Below are 18,152 nucleotides of genomic sequence, written 5' to 3'. Positions count from 1 at the left end.
TCGTGTCGAAACAACTCCTGATCATCGACGACGATGAACGCCTGTGCAGCATGCTCGACCAGTACCTCTCGCAGGCAGGCTACCGCGTCACCTGCTGCCACACGGTCGGCGATGGCCTGCGCGAGCAGCGTCGCCTCTCGCCGGACGCGATCATCCTCGACCTCATGCTCCCCGACGGCGACGGCCTGGACGTCTGCACGAAGCTGCGCGAGACGACTGCGGTACCGATCATCATGCTCACCGCTCGCGGCGACGCGACCGATCGCATCGTCGGCCTGGAGCTTGGCGCCGACGATTACCTTCCCAAACCCTTTGATCCGCGCGAACTGCTGGCGCGGCTGCGTACCGTGCTGCGGCGTGGCGGCGCCGTGGTTAGTCCGGTACTGCGCTTCGGACGGCTTGAAATCGATCGCGAATCACGCCAGGTGCGCATCGACGGGCAGGTGCGTGCGCTGACCGGCTACCAGTTCGACCTGCTGGTGACGCTGGCCGAACGTGCGGGCCGTGTAGTGACCCGCAATCAGTTGCTGGAGCTGGTATCGGGCCGCGCTTTGGATGCCTTCGACCGCAGCATCGACGTCCACATCTCCAGCATCCGTGCAGCCATCGAGGACAATCCGAGGCAACCCCGACGCATCCTCACCCTGCGTGGCGCGGGCTACCTGTTTACCCGAACCCAGGACGAGTCCGCGTGATCCGTCATCTGTACCTGCGCATCTATCTCACCACGCTCGCCGCGCTGGCCGTCGTGGTCCTGCTCAGTGTGGCCACATGGCGATTCACCTCGCAGCATTCGGTCGAAGTCGAGCACGCCCGCTTCGTCGCCGCACTGCTCGATCGCACACTGCCTGCCGCCGCGGCTCCCGACGTCCTGGATCGCACGCTCGCCGACTTCGTCTCCGCGCCGGTGCTGGGCGTGGCGCTGTTCGACCAGCAGCGCACACGACTCGGCAGCGCAGGCACTTTGACGAACGTTGGTGACGCCACAATCCTCGCGCAGGGATCGGCTGGCCATGCGATCGCATGGCGCTCCATCCGACTACGCGATGGACGCCTTTTGATCGCGCAAATGCGGACCAACGCGGGCGCCTTTCATCTGCACGCGTTGCTGGTGATCACGCTGGTGACGCTGCTCGTTGCATTGGCCTCGTATCCGATGGTGCGTCGCCTGACTCTACGGCTGGAAACCCTCGCTCAATGCGTGGACCGATTCGGCGAAGGCGAACTCGCGGCGCGCGCACCGGTCGCCGGCCGCGATGAAGTAGCTGCGCTGAGTACGAGCTTCAACCGCATGGCGGGCCGCGTCACGAACCTGCTCGACGCCCATCGGCGCCTGTTGGCCAACGCATCGCACGAACTGCGCTCCCCCTTGGCGCGCGTGCGCCTGGCGCTCGACCTGCACGAGAGCAACCCCAGCCCCGAATTGCTGCGGGGCATGCGCCAGGATTGCGCGGAGATCGATTCGCAAATCGAAGAAGTTCTGCTGGCCAGCAAACTCGATACGATCGAAGGCGCATTGGTACCGGAAAGCGTGGACCTCGCGGGGCTGCTGGCGGAGGAATGCGTGCGACTGGATGTGCCCTTCGACGTTATCCCCGTCGATGTACCAGGTGATTCGCGCCTGCTGCGGAAACTGATTCGCAACCTGATCGAGAATGCACTCAAGCATGGCGGACAGGACGTGCGCGCCTCACTACGAATGGCTGACAACGGACCGTGCATCATCGACGTCGCCGACCGCGGACCAGGCATTGCCGCGGACGAGCGCGAGCGCATCTTCGAGCCGTTCTATCGCCCGGCCAATAGTCGGGAAACCGGTAGCGGCTGGGGCCTGGGCTTGTCGCTGGTCAAGCAGATCGCTCACCGTCATGGCGGTAGCGTCAGCTGCCTGGCGCGTGAGGGCGGCGGCTGCATCTTCGAAGTGACGCTGCCGCAACACTAGTCCGCCTGCTCGGAGCGGCATGCTTTGCCGCTGCTCGCGTGATGTGCACTGCGCGATGAGGTCTCGCGCTCAGAATTTGAGACAACTGCGAACTATGGTGGCGCCGGGCTATCGCGCCCGTCCGACATGGAGCACGTCATGGTTCGTTCCCCCGCTTTTGCTTTCCTCACCACACTGGGTCTGGGCGCCTTACTCGCCTCATCCGCCAACGCGCAGTCCGTCACCTGGTGGCAGCCAACCGCGGACAAACCGCTCTCCTTCCATTGGCTGCTGTCCACGCCACTTGATTTGAACGATCCGGTGAAGATGGGTCTTCGCGATTTCTCCGGCCGCACCCTGCCGGAACCGGATGTCTACGACATCGATGGCGAGATCAATCCCAAGAGCACGGTCGATGCGCTGCATGCGCGTGGCAAGAAAGTCATCTGCTACATCGACGCAGGCGTTTACGAGACCTATCGCAGCGATGCCTGGAAGTTCCAGCAGATCACTCCGCAGATCTGGGGCAAGCCCGATGCCGGCTGGGAAGGCCATTACTGGCTCGACATCCGCCGCGTCGCGGAACTCGAACCGGTCATGAAAGCGCGCATGCAGATGTGCAAGGACAAGGGCTTCGACGCCATCGAGCCCGACGAGATCGATGCATGGGAAAACAGCCTGGATCCCGCCACCAACCAACCCAGCGCACAGAACGGCGCCACCGGCTTCGCCATCACCTATGCGGACCAGCTGTACTACAACCGCAAGCTGGCACAGTGGGCTCACGAAATCGGCATGTCGATCGGCCAGAAGGGCGACATCATCCAGACCATCGACCTGGTCGGGGATTTCGACTGGACGTTGAATGAGGAATGCAACGCCTATTCGGAATGCATCTGGCCCTACGATCCGACAAGCGATACCGAGGTACCTGGCCTGCAGCTCTACACGCAGGCCAACAAGGCGGTCTTCATTGCCGAGTACAAGACGTATACCAGCACGAAATGGACTTCGATCTGCCAGTCATCGCGGACGCGGCATTTCAATACCGTGCGCTTCAAGCTCAATCTGAACGGCCCACGACAGCCGTGCGTGACCACGACGGGCTGGTAATCCCCTCGCACGAATCTCGTTGCCGACGGCGGAATCCTGGTCGGATTCCGTCGTCTGGTGCCGTCATCAAAGAACGGCGCGTCGCGTGACGGTGGGTGCGGAAATCCAGGGTGCCACGGACACCTTCGTGTGTCGCTTCACCACGAGGCCGGAACTGGCGGAAGCGGTGGGATTCGAACCCACGGTGGTATCGCTACCACGCCGGTTTTCAAGACCGAAAAGAGATAATAATCAGCAACTTGAGTCAATCGATATCAACTAGAAAAACCGTCCTTTCTGCTGTATTCAGTAGCTGCCAATACTTGGCATTTACGGCGGTGCTGCCCCAGAAATGTCCCGCGAATGCGCAAATATGCGCGCGACCAGGAAGAATGCGCATCCCCGAACGGTCGCCAAAAGAAGAGGAAGCCCAGCCTCGCGCTGGGGCTTTTTTATTCTGCAACCGTTCTTCAAAACGACCGCCGGCAAATCACACGATCCACAGCGGATACGAATCATCAGGCGGCCCCGCATTCCGCACACCAAGCGCGTAGTTCAGGGCCGCGAGTGTCGTCCATAGGCCCCCTCGGCAAGGCTTGGCCGGCACACCCGCTAAGTCGGCCCATCGCTGCACGTCCGCCAAGCGTTGGTAGCCACTCAAGCGCTGTAGGTCCGCAAACTCTACGATCTCGCCTATCACGGCTTGCGCCATGGAGATGCCTCAACCTGCCGCCCGCGCCCAGCGGTGGTCGACTTCTCTCCGCCAACAGCCGGCATCGGCACTACCGGGTACGCGCTCCGGTCATCACTTGCTCCTTTCCCTGGGCTTCGGCATCGCATCCCAGTTCGGTTCCCGCTTCTTGGTGCGCTCCGGTGCCGGCTTACTACAAACCGCACCCCGCTCCACCAGCGGACGGCCGACAGCATTAGGCAAAAACGGAATTCCCATCCGCGCTAGAGCACGACACTGCGCGGACCACCGCTTTAGCGCGGTGAGTTCTTCAATCTCTTCAGGCGATAGCCACGTTCCACTCACCTAAGGCCCTCCAGACAGGAGGTCGCAGTATGCGCGACAGCGGAGAGCAGAATTGCGTCAGCCATGAAGCGCCATAAGAACCCCCGCTACGTCCCTAGGTCGCCCGGCTGGCAGGCGCGAGGTGAGAGCGTGGGCGCGGGCATGGTGGCCACCCCGTGGTTTGCACCCGATGTGATCGAGCGGCAGCCAGTCCCCAGACCATGGATCGAGAAGCCCCTGAGCCGGCCGCAGACCGAGATGCTGCAAGCCGCTGCGGCTGGCACTCTGCGTATGATCCAAGCCGGCAGAGCTTCGATTCGAGGGGCGGTATGCTTCGGCCGTGACCCTGCGCGCGCTCCGCGAGCGGCAACTGATTGCCAGCGTTGGCGCCGGGCTGACCGACAACGGGCGCGAGGCCATGACCTACCACCGACTCCTTGGAAGTCCCGATGCTGACCTGGCCTGAAATCTTTGCCCGATTCCCAGCGCTCGCGGCCGAAATGCCGAAGATGAAGAGCGAGTACCGAGGCGAGGCTGACTTTTTTCCTGCTTTTGCTGGTATCGCCGAGCGCATCCAGGACGACGCAGACCGCGTCGGTGACGACGCCAGCGAACGCGCCTGGGTCTTCCCTCATAACCTGCTGGTCGATCACGGCCGGCTGCCCGAGCACGAACGGCAAATGTGAGCGGCCGCATGGAAACGACAGAGCAGTGGCTTCATGCGATCGTCGATCGCGCCGAACCGGAAACCGTCACGCTCGATTTCAAGCGCCAACTCCCTAGCGACAAGGACAGGAAGTCGTTCCTGCACGACGTCACTGCGTTAGCTAACACGTGGGGTGGCCGTATCGTCTACGGCGTCGTCGAGACCGAGGGGCGCGCAAGTGCATTTGCCCCGCTTCAAGGGGACGCCGACGCCGAGGCTACGCGTCTACTCAATATTGCTGCGAGCGGCTGCATAGAACCTCGCGTCGCCGGACTGCGAATCGACTCCGTCAAGATCGCGGGGGGCTTCGCAATGGTGGTCGAAGTTCCCCAGCAGTTCGATGGCCCGTTTCGAGCTCAGCTCGAAGGGAAAATGTGGTTCAAGTGTCGGGTGGGGCAAGTCAATCAGGAAATGACTTACATGCAGCTGCGACATGCCTTCGGCGAACGAAACCGGCTACTGGAGCAACTGCGGGCGTGGCGACATGCTCGCGTGCAACGCATACAGGAATTGATGCTAAGCCAGCAGCTCGCCAACAATTCATATGCAGTTCTGCATGTGTTGCCACTGGCTTCGTTTGCCAAACAATTCTCATTCGATCTCAAGAAATTGGAACGCTATGGCTTCGCGTTCAGTAGCGGCCCGCACGCGATGAGGCGGTACAACAGCGAAGGCCTGCTCTTCAGCCCCTTCCCTTCAAACATCCAACTTCAGGAGTACGCGCAGTGCTTTCGACGCGGCATGGTGGAGGTAGCCTGGAAGTGTCGTCACCGGTTGGACGACGGAAGAGACACCGTCGACAGCATCACTTGCTCTAACAAGACCAAGTCCGCTCTAGAAAGGGTTAGTGAGCTGCTTACGCGAGAAGGGCTTTCCGGCGCTGTGGCGTTTGGCATCTCGTTGATTGGCATCCGCAGCCATTACCTCCTTTATGCTGGCAATGGCTTTGAGCAGGTTACAAGCGCGCAGCCTCACGACGAAGTCTTTATCTATGAGGAGCGCTTTAGTGATCGCGTAGAAGACCTCTATAGTTCTTCGGGCGCGCTATCAAAGCAATTGCTTGACGAAGTGTGGCAGACGTTCGATTTGGACGAATGCCGCGACTTCGATGAATCCGGTGAGTGGCGCCGTCATACCCAGCCATATCGGTGAACAATATCAAGCCGGGAGCACATCGGCGCCTGGTTGAATCCTGACCGGAAGGACCTCACTGCAGGCTGCACGGGTCGGCCGAGCAGGTGTGCACCTCATCTGGGGCGGATCGCCCTCAGCCCGACACACTTCCCGCCACGTTTTGCCTTTCTTGACTTGGACGCCAGACGGCACGTGGTGCCTTTCCCAGTTGCGCTCGGCCGCGTCCTTGGCCGCCTCAAGGGCCTCGTCCTCTGTGTCGTAGATGAAGGCCCGCCGCTGGGTGTCAAAGGTGACAGCCCATTTACTCGCTACGGGGCAGACGCAATACCAGAGCACGCGAAAATCGTACGCCCGCCCAGGTGAAGAAACCCCGGCGCGGGCGCTTGGCGTCATGCCGACGTAGCAGCCGTCAATGGAAGTGGAGTGCTGTACCTATGGAGCCCCGTAGAGCCCCATGAAGCGCCGTGTACGCCGACGCCCCGGCAACCGCGTAATCAATCGGTTCCGATCAATGGCGGCTGCCGGACGGTCAACACAGAGCACTAACGTGTCGGCTAGCCTTCCCCGCGAATCAGTCTTCCCGCAGGAAGACCTCGCGCGCAAGCCCGTCCGATCCAAACTTAATATCCACCATCGTGATTCTGTTAAAGCCAGTGCCATCACGCTTGATCAAGTAGGAATATCTACCATCGCCAGCATCAATGTGTGAAGGCTTCCCAAGCTCACGCTCGACCTCCTCCTTTGTCTTGCCCACCAGAATTCCACTGCCAATCAGCGTGTCGGCAAATACATAGCGCTCATCTTCTGGCGTCGCCTTCCATGAGGCCGAATCAAACTGTTTGTCCTGACCGCATCCGCACAGCAAGATCAGCGCGGATAGAGCGATCGACTTGGCAAAGCTGTTCATCGGTACTTCTCCATAGGATTGGGCGGCTCAGGGACGGTAGCCGGCATTGGCACTCCACCCGGACCCAAAAGCCCCCCGTCTAAGATTCTTCGCATGCACCTTTGTTGACAATTGTCCTGGTCCTTCATGAGTCCGCACTGACGACCAGCCGCGTTATTGGCTTGATCCATAGCCTCATCGAGCTGAGATTGGTGCCTCTCCCGGCCCTCCAGCTCATGGCTATCTCCAATGAATTTTGCAGAAGCGCTCCCAATCCTTTGAGTCATGAGGCACGACCACACGCAATGGCGGTAGGCGTCTTGTGGACCTGAGATTGGGCCTGGCAATCCGGAGCCTTCTGCTGCTTCTTCCGCATCATCTGAAGCGGAGTCGGCTCTGTAGGTATCGATTATCCCGACTCCCCGAACGGCCCTCGTGAACTCGGACAAGCCCATCCGATCAGTGCTTTCAAGAGGCCGATCACTTACATAAGAAAAGGTGCTGACACCTCCACGCATACCTATTGGATCGCTTTCGACATACCGTCCAACAACCGCATCGTAATCACGATAGTAGTTGTAGTTTAGGCCCGACACTGAATCGTGGATCTGACCAGGAAACCGTAAGTTGAATACAAGACTCGTGCCGTCGCCGTCCGTATCCTCCTGCGGCGCACTGACACCAAATGCCTCGCCTACAAGTAGCCAAGACCATACGGCGACATTGCGCAGACTATCGATAACCACACGCGGGGTCTTGAGGGCGTCCGCTTCGATGTAATGCAACGGCTGATTTGTAGCTGCTGCTTCCAGAATCAGTCCTACTGGCAGGCCGTCCAGCCAAACCACCTGCTGCTTCGGTGTATTCGTACTGTCGTACGTACCCAGCCAATGCCCCGCCTCGTCATAAACGGCGAGCAAGTCGTTGGCGCCATTGCTGCGGCGCACTTGCTCACCCTTGCCGTTATAGGCATAGCTCATGGCGATCACGCCACCCTGCTTCACCGCACTCATGCGGTTAGCGTCGCTATAGACGAACTCGCGAGTGGTACCGCCAATCGCGGTAGTGTTGCCGGCATTGTCGTAAATGCGCGCCACGCCACCGACATCCGTCAGGCGATGGCTATTGGCAGCAATTGTGTATGCCGTTGCTGTGCCACCAATCGTGGTGCTAGTACGGTTGCCCGTGGCGTCGTAGCTGTATTGTTCGGTGAACGCTTGGGTCGTACCGTCCTGAGCCGACGTCTGCCGATTGAGTGCGTCGTAACCATAAACTCGCAGGGGCGGATTCGCCTGATTGCCATTGCGGAGCTTAGCTAGATTGCCGACCGCATCGAACTCATAACCCAGCGACAGGCCTCCAGTGCTCTGATCCTGGAACACGCCAGGCTGATAGTTCTGATTCAGCGTGCGCTGGAACAGACGGCCGTTACCGAACGCCCATTCCGAAGCCGGACCAAAAGGGTAATAGCTCGCCGACGTCAGCAGGATCTGGCGACTGCCGCCCGGACGGGTAACGCCGATCTGGGTAGTGCGACCGAGGCCATCACGCACGTAGTCGGCGACAGTGCCATCCGGATAGGTAACGCTGCTCAGCTGCCAGGCCTTGGTGTAGCCATAGCGCACGGTGAGGCTCCGCCCTGCCGTGGTCTGCACCTTGCGCACCATCTGGCCGAAGCGGTCGTAGCAGTACTGCGTGCTGCCGCTGCCGTCGGTGATCAGGCTCAGGCGGCCGGCGGCGAAGGTCTCGCCGTTCGCGCACGCGGTAGCCGCGGTGTCGTAGCTGTAGCCGACGTTGAGACTGCTGTCAGGATAGCTGACCGACACCAGCCGGTTGAGCGCGTCGTAGCCGAGCGTAGCGGTGACTCCGCGCGCATCGGTCTGGGTCTTGCGGTTGCCGGCGTTGTCATAGGTGTAGCCGGTGACGCCAGTGTCTGGGCTGCTGAGCTGGGTCAGGTCGCCCAGGCCGTTGTAGGTGTAGCCCGTGGTCAGGCCCTTGGGGTCGATGACCGCGGTGAGGTGGTCGCGGGCGTCGTACTGGAACTGGGTGGTGACATTGAGACCGCCCTGGTTCTGGATCGTCTTTGTTAGACGGTCGAGCGGGTCGTAGTCGTCGTCCGTCACTCTGCCCAACGCATCGGTCGTCTTATCAACATTGCCGTTAGCATCGTAGATATACCCGGCGGCGTTGTTATAGGCGTCCTTATGTGTCTGCAACTGACCAAGCTTGTTGAAGACCCTTGAGAGGGTTCGAGCTAGAACCCCAACGCTGTCCTTCGTGTCTTCCTTGGTCCGGTTGCCGGCGTTGTCCAGCGTGTAGTGGATCGTGTTACCTGCGCCGTCCGTGATATCTGTCAGGCGATGCGCGGCATCGTACGTGTAGCTCGTGTAGCTGCCGTCGGGCAGCGTGGTCTTCTTCACCAGTCCCGTCGGGAAGTACTCGATACGGGTGATCTGGTCGTCCGTTTCGACTGCACCATCCGTACCACGGACCTTGCGGGCGGTCAACCAGCCGCGTGAGTGATACTCAAAGTCGGTGACTACGCCGTTGACGTCCTTCACCGACAGCACGCGGCCGACGCCGTCGTACTTCAGCGTCTCGGCGATACTGCCCAAAGCATCCTGCACCAACCACAGGTCGCCCTTGCGGTGCGGACAGGTGGTCGGCGACGTTGTGCAGGTAGCGTCGTCACTGGAGTAGTAGGTGTACGTGGTGATGTCGTTGACATCGGTGCGCGGGCCGTTGACCGAGGTCACCAAGCCCAACGCTGGGCAGGTGCCGGCAGTCATGTCGGCATGTTCACAGTAGGTGTTGGTACTCGTGCGGGTAGCGCTGGTAACCGGGTCAACGCTCGTCGCGGTCAGGATCTGGCCGCGCGTGTTGTAGGTATAGGTTTGCTTGCCAACCAGCACATTGGCAGCGTCGTAGATGCGACGCTCCAGCGGCAGCCTGAGTGAGCTGTCCCAATCGGTCTGGGTCTTGCGCTGAGTTGGCTTGCCCTTAGCCTCGATCAGCTGCGTTTCCAGATCGTCAACGTTGCGATCGTGGTCGGCGATGGTGCCGTTGAAGTCCTTGACGTTGTCGAGGTGCAGGTTTGCGTCGAATGAGTACGTGCTGGCGGACGTCGGGCAGGTCGAGCACTGATTGAGCAAGTAGGTCAGCTTCTTGACGCCCGCATAGCTCCCGAAGTCCCGATACTGAGGGTTGCCAAGTGGATCGGTCACCGTGGCTGTGCTGCCACTATAGGCAACAGTGTTCTTCTCGACGCCACCCGCATGCTCCGTCGAAACGGCACGACCCGAGGTGTCGTATTTGTATGTAGCGAAGCGCTGGCCCGACTCGTCCACGATCCCGGTCAGGGCCAAAGGCAGATTCGTTCCGGCTGTGTAGGCAGCCTCGTTGTACAAATATCCCTTCGTCGCGCCACCAGGGTAAACAACGCCGGAAAGCATCCCCTGGCTATCGTACGAATACGCATACACCTGCCCCGCCGCGTCCGTGATCTGATCGAGGCGGCTTGAGGCATCGTAGTGAAGGCTGAGGCTGCGGCCCGAACGGTCCGTTACCCGCGTCAGGAGCAGATCTTGCGCGGTGCCCGTCAGCACTCCGCCGTTATATTCAAACGACACGGAATCGCCGGAGCGATTGGAGATCGTAAGCAAGCGTCCCAGCGTGTCGTAGGTTTCAACGTCGCCGGTGCTGCGATTGGTATATGTCCAGCCAATCTCCGTGCCGTTGGCGTCCTTGTCTGTCACTAACGCATCGAATACATCTGTCTCAGGCTTCCAGGAACCGTCCTGCTGCTTCAGGAACAGCAGGTAGCCTCCCGTCGGCCGATGCAGCTTGGCCACTCGCCCGTTGTACTGAGTGGCAGAGTATTCAATGCGCTTGGAATAGGTATGCGTCCAAGCTGCGCCAAGCCCGTACTGTTGGAACGCGCCATAGCTGTTGTAGTGGCGCACAAACCCAAGCAGACCCGAGGCCTCTAGATCGACTTCACGCTGATACTTGTTGCCGGTCGCCACGTTGATGGGGTTACCAGCATGCGTGCCGACCAGCGGGTTGCCCTTGGGCTTTCCGACACAGCAGGTACCACCGCCTAGATTGCTACGAGGGTCGAACGCGAGGTACGGCCACTCACCTGTGCCATAGCCAACGCTCCAATAGTAGGCGCAGCCAGAGGCGCAGTTGGCCAGATAGATCTGGCCTACGTAGGCGTTGATGTTAGGGCCAGATCGCAAGCACTTGTATTCCTTGGCGCCATTCGAGGCAATCCGCGCTTCGTAATTCAGCTTCGTGGCAGCCATGCAGCCGTCGTAGGCCTCTAGCTCGTTCGAGTAGGTCGTCGCCGCAGCAGACCCGGACCACAGCATCGCAAGCACCAATAGGGCTCGGAGAACCACGTTCGACTTCGAACCCAACAACTGGCGAATTACACGGGCAAAAACGCCCGAAGCGGCCGATTCACGGCTACCTGCAAGCCACATAAAAAGCATTCCCCCTTCCGTTTCAGCCCGTTGCGGGCCGAAATTCACGACTTCTGAGGGGGCGGATTCTAACGGGAGTGACTCAGCTAAGCAGCCAGCCGATGCTCGTAGTACGGCCGGTCCCGGTCATCCAGGATGGCGTAAAGAGCCTTGAGGTTTGCCGGATCTGGCGAAAGCCAGGCATCCACATGCTCCGGCTTGATCGGGATGATGCATCGATCATGGCCGGCAGCCGCGACTTCCGGGGGCGGCTCATCTGTAATCGCGGCAAAGGACAGCAGTTCGCTGCCCTCCCCTTGCCAGTGCGACCACAGACAGGCGACCAGCATGTCGTGTGCGGGACGGGGCCGAAATTCCAGCACTAGGTTCTCTTCCTTCTCGCCCGGTGCCAGCTCGCGATGCTCCACGTTATGGCGCGCCACATTCTCGTAGAACGCGTTGACCACCAGGATGCCGTGACTTACGCCGAACTGACCGCGCCAGAACTTCTCCAAGCTGTCCCTACGCGCATTGTAGGTACCTGGGAACTTCACGTCGTAGAACGCTGGCGTGCCTGCTACGCGGCACTGGTAGCGCATCGGCTTGACGACGCGCTTGCCGTTCTCGCTGACAATCACAGGGGCGTACCAGCCGGGGAAGATGCGTGAGTCCTCATCATTGAGCGTGGTGCGGCGCAGGTCGGCGAGCTTACCCAGCGCCCACTCTACCTTGGCGGTGGCGATGCGCTGATCCTCCAGCGCCTTCTTGGTCGTCTTGGTCTGCAGAATGCGCTCGGCATCGGCCAGGCGCTTGCGCTGCTTGAATACTTCCTGCTCCAGCTTCGAGGCTTCGGCACGGTCGTATTCCTCGATCCAGTCGCGCACCTGTTGCCCCTCGGCGGAATGCGCTCTGGCGAAGGTCGCATCCATTGCCTTGGCGGTCTTGACCTTCGTACCCTCCCTGCGATCCCAGTACAACCGCACGAAGGTAGCGATGTCGATTACCGCGCCGTACTCGCGCACGAAACGGTCAAAGTCCTGGCGGATCTGGGCGGAGTAGCACACGGCCTTAGCTCCCGATTGGCTCTTTAAGCCTACCCAATCGGGTCTCACGTCATGAGACGGCCCGGTTCACAATGCCCCCGATGACCCTTCTCCCAAACGGCCGATCCGAACGCACAGCATTAGAGGCGGAGCTTGCCGCCGCCAAAGAGTTTCAGCGGCTGACACGGGCCTACCTTGCTCGCGTCCGCTCGATTTACCCTGAGATGGGCAACCCGACAAAGCGACGGGTGACGCCTACACTGCAGCACTTAAGGGATCTGGCAGGCCCAGACACATGGACGCCCAAATGACGCCGCAAGCCCTCGTCGAGGCTCTACGCGCTGCGGCCGCCTCAGGCGACGCTCAAGCCGCCTGGATGCTGCGGCTGCTGGAGCCACACGTTAAACGGCTCCACTAGCGCCTAGTTCCCGGGAGAGTCTCTGGGGCGGTCGCAAGTGACCTTACGGAACATGCCAGCCATACGCCAAGCGCGCGACGCGCTCTGGTTCTAGCAGGGCAAAGGCTGCATTCGGAATCTCGTCGCCCAGTTCCGTGTATAGAACCCTTAGGATGAAAAACACCTGTGAAGTTCTTCCCGGGCCCCACAAACCGTAGAAGCGCGCGGTGCCATCGGGAGCAGGGCATTGGAGCCCGTACTCATCGAACCGACTATGAGCCGGATAGCGTCCCATTTCGTTGCTTGCAGAAATGTCGTCAAGAAGATCTAGCTGCTCTGCGCTGAACAACGAAGCACAGTCCAAGACGTTCGCGATCTGAAGAAGATTGTGTGACTTCTGCAAACCCTTCTGCTTTAGCGACCTAGAAGCGTACGTGCCATTTAGATAGAGCTGACCTCCCCTAGAGAGGAAAACAGCTTTTAGCAGGCATTCAATAGCGAAGCCCAATAGCATCAAAGTTACTCGATGCGTTTGGTGCCCCTTCTGGACAATCGCTTCTTCGTCAGGTGTCCTCGGCCGGTCTGTGTCGGAGCCACCGTTCCTCAGATTCCGCATAATTATTCGCAACGAGTCAGCATCGGTAGACGCAAGCACCGATGCGCTCACTACTAGGTTCTTGGAGACCCGCGCCCATGCGACAGGGTCGTTGCCGTGCTTCTGGATCTCGTCCTTACGCCACGCTTCCCAAGTTGCTTGATCCATTGCATAAGCCCATCTGCGACTATGGATCGAAGTCTGTCAGAGAAAGGCAGCCAATGCAGCGCCGTGGAGGATGCGTCCAGCAGACCAATGGCCTGCCCTCTAATCATTTGACTCGATATCCCCAACGTCACGAATGACGACTGAGTCCCGCGTGAGTTCTGCTATCAATAGGCGACCACCGGTTGCAACCTTTGGCGCGTTTTCGCGCATCCACGCAATCTGCCGCGCGGCCACCTCTTGCATCGCTTCGTCCGTAGTCAGTTCAGGCACGTTCTCAAAGCCAGGGGCAAGCCTGCAGTTCCCTTTCATCGGCATAGGTACTGCTTTCCCGGTGCGCAGGTTCAAGTTGAACTGGGTGCACGCCATCTTCTGTTGCAGCCTTGAGTGGCCGACAAGGAACAACTCGCAAGACACGTCAGCGTGAGTCGGCACACTGGACGCATTGATCAAGAATTGACCGTAGGCATGCATGAAACGGGTAGGCATGGCGCTTTCGATTGAATCGAAGTCGTCATTTCCTGGTGTCAGGAAAAACTGCGCGAACACCTGAAAGAATGCAAGGTCAGACCCTCGATAGGCCAAGACCACCCCTGCATGGGTAAGCGGAATCAGCTTGCTTACGTGCCCCATGCTTTGGCGCGCACCTCCCGGGCGCGCAAGGGTATCGACCGCCACGCGAGCCTTGTCGCGCTCCAGCCATATCTGAATCAAGCTCATTCCATTCCCTCCGTATCGTCGCTTTCGGTTCAACGCATGGCCCAACCGGACTGCCGATCATCCAGCCGAGTTGTGTACCAACACCTGGAATAAAACTGCCAACGACCGCACCAACTACACCACCAATAACACTGCCAGACATTTTGGGAGTCCCCTTTCGTACTAAGCGTCTATCGTCCAGTCCTGGAAAGCTCTTTCGCCGCAGCGCGTCCAGACGCCCGCTCAATTTGGCGAAGCGTCGAGTTGTCAGGGCGACCCTGGACTACAACGTTTTGGGTCATGTGGAAGTCGCCGTACCTGGCGCCACTATCCCCATGCATGCGCACGCCTAGTCGGCCATCACGGCCACGCTCAAGCGGCATGATTGCTTCCGGGCCAGCCTCGCCCATGACGCCCATGCGGCCAGAAGACATGCCGAAGAACGTGGGGCGATCAAAGACGCCTCCGTTGGCGAACGCCATGACGTTGCCGCCATTGAAAGCGCCGCCGTCTTTCCACCCCCCAGAAAGCAGGCCCATTACCTTGCCTATCCAATCACCGACTGCGCCGCCTCCCTGCTGGCCAGGCTGGCCAAATAGCTTGGCGCTCCATTGGTTAGCAATGGCGCGTGTGACTTGATCAGCGAACTCGTCAAAAAAGTCTTTGAGCGCGTCGGTCGCCGACTTTGTGCCGGTGACGAAGTCCGTAATCGCATCTGCAACTCCACGACGGAACTCGTCCTGCAATTCGATTGAGCGCCCCTTGGCCTGGGACTCGGCGTCGTATGCCCGTGCCGTAGCTAGTGCCGACTGCGCCTCCTTGCTCATCAGGTCGATGCCCTGACGGCGAAGTTCGTTCGTCACGACACGTTCGGCATTCGTTTTGCCGATCATGTCCAGCTCAAACTTCATGTCGTCGAGCAGCAAGCCGAGCGGGTTCTGCGCCGCTTCGATCTCTTTGCGGACATCCGCATAGCGCTTGGATTCCTTGGCCAACGCATCCGACAGCCCAGCCGCCGCTACAGGCGATTCCTTGGCCAGCTCGTTGAGTTCCTTGACCCGCTCGTTGTGATCCAGCAGGGCCACGGCCAGCGGCCCCTGGAGTTCCGCGGCCAGGTGCTCAAAGGAAGCCGTAGCCCGCCCCTCCTTCTCGATAAGACGGTCCAGCTCCTCGGCCGCATTCTTGCTGAAGTCGAGACGCTCGCGCCCGGCCCTTTCCTTGCCAGCACTCTTGCGACCTCCACCACTCAAGCCTCGATTGAGCAGTCTCTCCAGCTCCTTGGCTCGCCTCTTGGCCTCTTCCGCCTCTGCCCTGCCCTCGGCCGTAAACCGGTGATCCAAAGGCGCGCGGGCAGCTGCGACCTGGGCCTCGATATTGCGGCGCAGCCTACCCTCGGGCGACGTGCGCTCAATGAGGGCATCCAGATCCGCCTGGCCTTCCTTGTAAGCGTCGCGGATGTGCTGAATACCTCCAGAGATGCTGCCGTCGGCGAACCCGAGCGTCTGAATCTGGCGCTGAACTTCCATGAAGCCTGACGCGCTTTCGGTCAGCAGACGGAAGGCGATGGCAGTGCGGTCAACTGCATTGTTGTAGAAGTCGAGTGCGCCAGCCGCGCCATTGAAGGCTGTCCCCAATACCGTCGCCACGTTCGCCGCCGTGCGGCCGTCGTTGACCAGTTCGGTGAGCTTCGTCACCAACTGCTTGAGGGACGGCAACAGATCCGCAGCAAGCTGGGTAAACAACCCTCGCGACGCCGTGCGAAGGTCTGCCAGCGAGTCGTTGAACTCATCGGCCGCTTGCAGGGTGCCTTGGCTCAGTTCCACACCTAGCGCCCGCGCCTTCGCCTGCATATTGGCAAGGCCCGACGCGCCAAGGTTTAGGAACTCCACAAGGTCTGTGCCGGACTTGCCGAAGAACTCCTGTGCAAGTGCGGCCTCAGTGGTCGCGTTGTCCAGCTCCTTAAACCGCGTGGCGATCTGTGGGAGCACGTCCTCCAGCCGGCGTAGGTTGCCGCTGGCGTCTCTAATCTGGATGCCCAGCGACTGGAACAGCTTAGCTTGGCTCGACTTTGGATCAAGCGCCTCGCCCATGTTCTTGGCTAGCTTCTTTAGACCGACGCCCAAAGCATCGATATCGGTGCCCGACTGCTGCGCCGCATATGCCCAACTGCTCAGAGCTTCAGCCGAGATGCCAAGGCGCTGGTTGATGTCATTGAGGTGATCAGCGAACTCGGTCGCATTGCGGATACCGAAGCCGATCGCGGCTGTAGCCGCTGCCACGCCCACGGCAGTCCACTGTGCAGCCAGGCGCTTTGCGGAGGCCCCTGCCCGATCAAAGATGCCGTTGACGTTCTTGAGGTGTAGGACCTGGGCATCAAGCTTCGCGGTCAAAGCCGATGCCGCATTGCCCGAGTTCAACTGCTCAATGCGCCAGCGGATGACTTCGGAACGGCTCTTGCCTAGCGTTGCGATCTGACGCTCTAGGGACGCGACCTGCCGCTTGGTGCCTGCGTCCATCTTCTGCGACGCGTCCTGCGCCGCCTTGGCCATGTCGGAGGTCGAACGCCTTGCTTTGGTGACGCCAGCGTCCAGGCTCGACGTGTCTACGACTATGTCTAGCCGTGCGGTGCCGATGCTCTCGGCCATGATTTCACTTCCTGTCCGTCGTCACGACGGTCTCTTCTTGAATTAGTACCCGGCTGACGAGAATGCCAGCCGGGCTGCTTTCAACTCTAAGGGCCGCTACTTGGCGGGCTTCACTTTCCCAGCCTTCTTAATCGGAGTCTCGGCGCGGAAGGCGTAGATGTTCACGATTGACTGTCGATTCTGGAAACCGTTCCACTCGACTGTGCCACCCTCACAGCAATGCCAAAACCATGCCTTTGCTTCGACGACATACTTTCCGCTTCCCCTGACAAAGCAATGAACATGCATGGCCGCCGTGGAAGTCTTGAACTCGTTGCCGTAACTGTCCCATCCACAAGGAGTTCCGTTAATCAAGACAGTTAACGTCCCTTGCGTATTTCGCCTGTGCCCATTGTCAGGAGCTTTGGCGGAAACGGAGGCATCCACCATGACGAAGACGGGACCGCTATCGCCGACTTCCCGTCTCACACCACTGAAGATCTCGTCACCTGTAGCGGTGACTTCCCAGTCAGGCTCTGGGAATTTGACCTGAGCGAAGACTCCCTGAGAAATAGCCAGCAAGCCCATGGCGAGTAACGCTTTCATCGCAACTCCTCCTTTCATGCGCGTCCTATTGGTACAAGATTCCCTCTCAGCGCGAGTGCGATGCGTTTCCTCTGGCTTCTATAACGCCCGCATGAATCGCAGACGGTCAAGTGAATGGCTCACCCTCATGGGTAGCAGGTATTAACCACTTGTTCCGGCTCGACTCTCGATTTCCTCCAGCGCCTTGCGCCAGGCCACAGCAGCGTCCCAGCGCAAGGCATCCCAGGACAAGGGACGCGTGCCAGAACAATCCAGGGGGTTGTACTCCCACGGCTTCAGGCGAAGCGCTAAATGCAGCGCACACCTATCACCGGCTCGCCAAGCTGTTAGCGCCTCCGGCGTTACTCGGGCCTGGGAATTACGGGTCACTCTGCTCCGTTTTGTGGGCATGTTAGGTTCCTGGTGGACGGCCTGGCCGATCGCGTAGCGGCTCCAGGTCCAGGTTGAGGTCGCGCAAGGCAGCGCGAAACGTGGCAAGTGCATCTCGCTCTACGGTGCATAGCGGGTGGGCCTTCCATTGGCCAAAACGATCCGTGACGCGCAGGCCGTCCTTGTCGATTGCGCGTCGGGCTTCCTGAGCACGATCCCAGGAGCGAGCAGCGGTTTCCAGCAGATAGAGGCCGGCGGGATCGTCCAGCGCGTACTCCTCGCGTACCTCGTGCCACCACTTGGCGGTGGATGCAGCCAGGCCTTCGGGAGCCCTGGGCTTCTTGGTTGCGTTCATGGGGTAGGAATTTTTCCTAAGCAGGACTCAATTGCAGTAATGCGAAGGGAGACGACCGGTCAAAGCCTCGAATCGCCCA

General features: G+C 60.0%; 15 protein-coding genes. 5 read left to right on the top strand and 10 right to left on the bottom strand.

The genetic code is table 11. The annotated features are described in order from the left end of the window. Positions 1 to 2: 2 nt before the first annotated feature. The 3 genes from ACYVGK_RS12680 (at position 3) to ACYVGK_RS12670 (ending at position 3,034) form a co-directional block, all read left to right on the top strand. The gene (locus tag ACYVGK_RS12680; protein WP_460734202.1) at positions 3 to 695 is read left to right on the top strand and encodes a response regulator; all 693 of its coding nucleotides are present in this window, start codon (positions 3 to 5) and stop codon (positions 693 to 695) included. After that, positions 692 to 1,942 (top strand): sensor histidine kinase, encoded by a 1,251-nt coding sequence (locus tag ACYVGK_RS12675; RefSeq protein ID WP_460734200.1) that lies wholly within the window; start codon positions 692 to 694, stop codon positions 1,940 to 1,942. Before ACYVGK_RS12680 ends, ACYVGK_RS12675 begins: the two co-directional genes overlap by 4 nt. A gap of 138 nt (positions 1,943 to 2,080) precedes the next feature. Next, a complete protein-coding gene (locus tag ACYVGK_RS12670; protein ID WP_460734197.1) occupies positions 2,081 to 3,034 on the top strand; it encodes an endo alpha-1,4 polygalactosaminidase in 954 nt (317 codons plus the stop codon). A 784-nt stretch (positions 3,035 to 3,818) separates the two neighbouring features. Here ACYVGK_RS12670 and ACYVGK_RS12665 read toward each other — a convergent pair. Continuing rightward, the gene (locus ACYVGK_RS12665) at positions 3,819 to 4,049 is read right to left on the bottom strand and encodes a DUF4224 domain-containing protein (protein WP_460734195.1); all 231 of its coding nucleotides are present in this window, start codon (positions 4,047 to 4,049) and stop codon (positions 3,819 to 3,821) included. A gap of 428 nt (positions 4,050 to 4,477) precedes the next feature. On the opposite strand from ACYVGK_RS12665, the gene ACYVGK_RS12660 reads away from it, so the two are divergent. Then, positions 4,478 to 4,714, top strand: a complete 237-nt coding sequence (locus ACYVGK_RS12660) for a hypothetical protein (protein WP_460734193.1) — start codon at positions 4,478 to 4,480, stop codon at positions 4,712 to 4,714. A gap of 8 nt (positions 4,715 to 4,722) precedes the next feature. Next, on the top strand, positions 4,723 to 5,886 hold the full coding sequence (locus tag ACYVGK_RS12655) for an AlbA family DNA-binding domain-containing protein (protein WP_460734191.1): 1,164 nt from the start codon (positions 4,723 to 4,725) through the stop codon (positions 5,884 to 5,886). Between the two features lie 6 nt (positions 5,887 to 5,892). On the opposite strand, the gene ACYVGK_RS12650 is transcribed toward ACYVGK_RS12655, so the two are convergent. The 9 genes from ACYVGK_RS12650 to ACYVGK_RS12610 all read right to left on the bottom strand — a co-directional run bounded on the left by ACYVGK_RS12650 (position 5,893) and on the right by ACYVGK_RS12610 (position 18,073). After that, positions 5,893 to 6,261, bottom strand: a complete 369-nt coding sequence (locus tag ACYVGK_RS12650; protein WP_460734189.1) for a DUF2188 domain-containing protein — start codon at positions 6,259 to 6,261, stop codon at positions 5,893 to 5,895. A gap of 178 nt (positions 6,262 to 6,439) precedes the next feature. Then, positions 6,440 to 6,775, bottom strand: a complete 336-nt coding sequence (locus ACYVGK_RS12645; protein WP_460734187.1) for a hypothetical protein — start codon at positions 6,773 to 6,775, stop codon at positions 6,440 to 6,442. Further along, entirely contained in the window at positions 6,772 to 11,250 is a 4,479-nt protein-coding gene (locus ACYVGK_RS12640) for an RHS repeat-associated core domain-containing protein (RefSeq protein ID WP_460734185.1), read from the bottom strand. Before ACYVGK_RS12640 ends, ACYVGK_RS12645 begins: the two co-directional genes overlap by 4 nt. 77 nt (positions 11,251 to 11,327) lie before the next feature. Then, positions 11,328 to 12,284, bottom strand: a complete 957-nt coding sequence (locus ACYVGK_RS12635) for an SOS response-associated peptidase family protein (RefSeq protein WP_460734183.1) — start codon at positions 12,282 to 12,284, stop codon at positions 11,328 to 11,330. 440 nt (positions 12,285 to 12,724) lie between these two features. Next, the gene (locus ACYVGK_RS12630; RefSeq protein ID WP_460734181.1) at positions 12,725 to 13,423 is read right to left on the bottom strand and encodes a hypothetical protein; all 699 of its coding nucleotides are present in this window, start codon (positions 13,421 to 13,423) and stop codon (positions 12,725 to 12,727) included. A 99-nt stretch (positions 13,424 to 13,522) separates the two neighbouring features. Then, a complete protein-coding gene (locus ACYVGK_RS12625; protein ID WP_460734179.1) occupies positions 13,523 to 14,140 on the bottom strand; it encodes a hypothetical protein in 618 nt (205 codons plus the stop codon). Positions 14,141 to 14,310: 170 nt separating this feature from the next. After that, a complete protein-coding gene (locus tag ACYVGK_RS12620; protein WP_460734177.1) occupies positions 14,311 to 16,764 on the bottom strand; it encodes a phage tail tape measure protein in 2,454 nt (817 codons plus the stop codon). 96 nt (positions 16,765 to 16,860) lie between these two features. Continuing rightward, positions 16,861 to 17,349: a hypothetical protein gene (locus tag ACYVGK_RS12615; RefSeq protein ID WP_460734175.1), complete on the bottom strand. Its 489-nt coding sequence runs from the start codon at positions 17,347 to 17,349 to the stop codon at positions 16,861 to 16,863. Between the two features lie 391 nt (positions 17,350 to 17,740). Then, positions 17,741 to 18,073 carry a P27 family phage terminase small subunit gene (locus tag ACYVGK_RS12610; protein ID WP_460734173.1) on the bottom strand — a complete coding sequence of 111 codons (333 nt, stop codon included), beginning with the start codon at positions 18,071 to 18,073 and terminating at the stop codon, positions 17,741 to 17,743. Between the last annotated feature and the right edge of the window lie 79 nt (positions 18,074 to 18,152).

The organism is Lysobacter tyrosinilyticus (assembly GCF_054779815.1).
Note: the sequence above shows the minus strand (reverse complement) of the source record. Positions and strands in the feature narration are given on the sequence as shown.

Excerpts from the sequence above, each read along its gene's own strand:
- ACYVGK_RS12660 (WP_460734193.1), top strand. The coding sequence starts at position 4,478 with ATGCTGACCTGGCCTGAAATCTTTGCCCGATTCCCAGCGCTCGCGGCC.
- ACYVGK_RS12630 (WP_460734181.1), bottom strand. The coding sequence starts at position 13,423 with ATGGATCAAGCAACTTGGGAAGCGTGGCGTAAGGACGAGATCCAGAAG.
- ACYVGK_RS12640 (WP_460734185.1), bottom strand. The coding sequence starts at position 11,250 with ATGCTTTTTATGTGGCTTGCAGGTAGCCGTGAATCGGCCGCTTCGGGC.
- ACYVGK_RS12620 (WP_460734177.1), bottom strand. The coding sequence starts at position 16,764 with ATGGCCGAGAGCATCGGCACCGCACGGCTAGACATAGTCGTAGACACG.
- ACYVGK_RS12645 (WP_460734187.1), bottom strand. The coding sequence starts at position 6,775 with ATGAACAGCTTTGCCAAGTCGATCGCTCTATCCGCGCTGATCTTGCTG.
- ACYVGK_RS12610 (WP_460734173.1), bottom strand. The coding sequence starts at position 18,073 with ATGAACGCAACCAAGAAGCCCAGGGCTCCCGAAGGCCTGGCTGCATCC.
- ACYVGK_RS12615 (WP_460734175.1), bottom strand. The coding sequence starts at position 17,349 with ATGAAAGCGTTACTCGCCATGGGCTTGCTGGCTATTTCTCAGGGAGTC.
- ACYVGK_RS12650 (WP_460734189.1), bottom strand. The coding sequence starts at position 6,261 with ATGACGCCAAGCGCCCGCGCCGGGGTTTCTTCACCTGGGCGGGCGTAC.
- ACYVGK_RS12655 (WP_460734191.1), top strand. The coding sequence starts at position 4,723 with ATGGAAACGACAGAGCAGTGGCTTCATGCGATCGTCGATCGCGCCGAA.
- ACYVGK_RS12625 (WP_460734179.1), bottom strand. The coding sequence starts at position 14,140 with ATGAGCTTGATTCAGATATGGCTGGAGCGCGACAAGGCTCGCGTGGCG.
- ACYVGK_RS12670 (WP_460734197.1), top strand. The coding sequence starts at position 2,081 with ATGGTTCGTTCCCCCGCTTTTGCTTTCCTCACCACACTGGGTCTGGGC.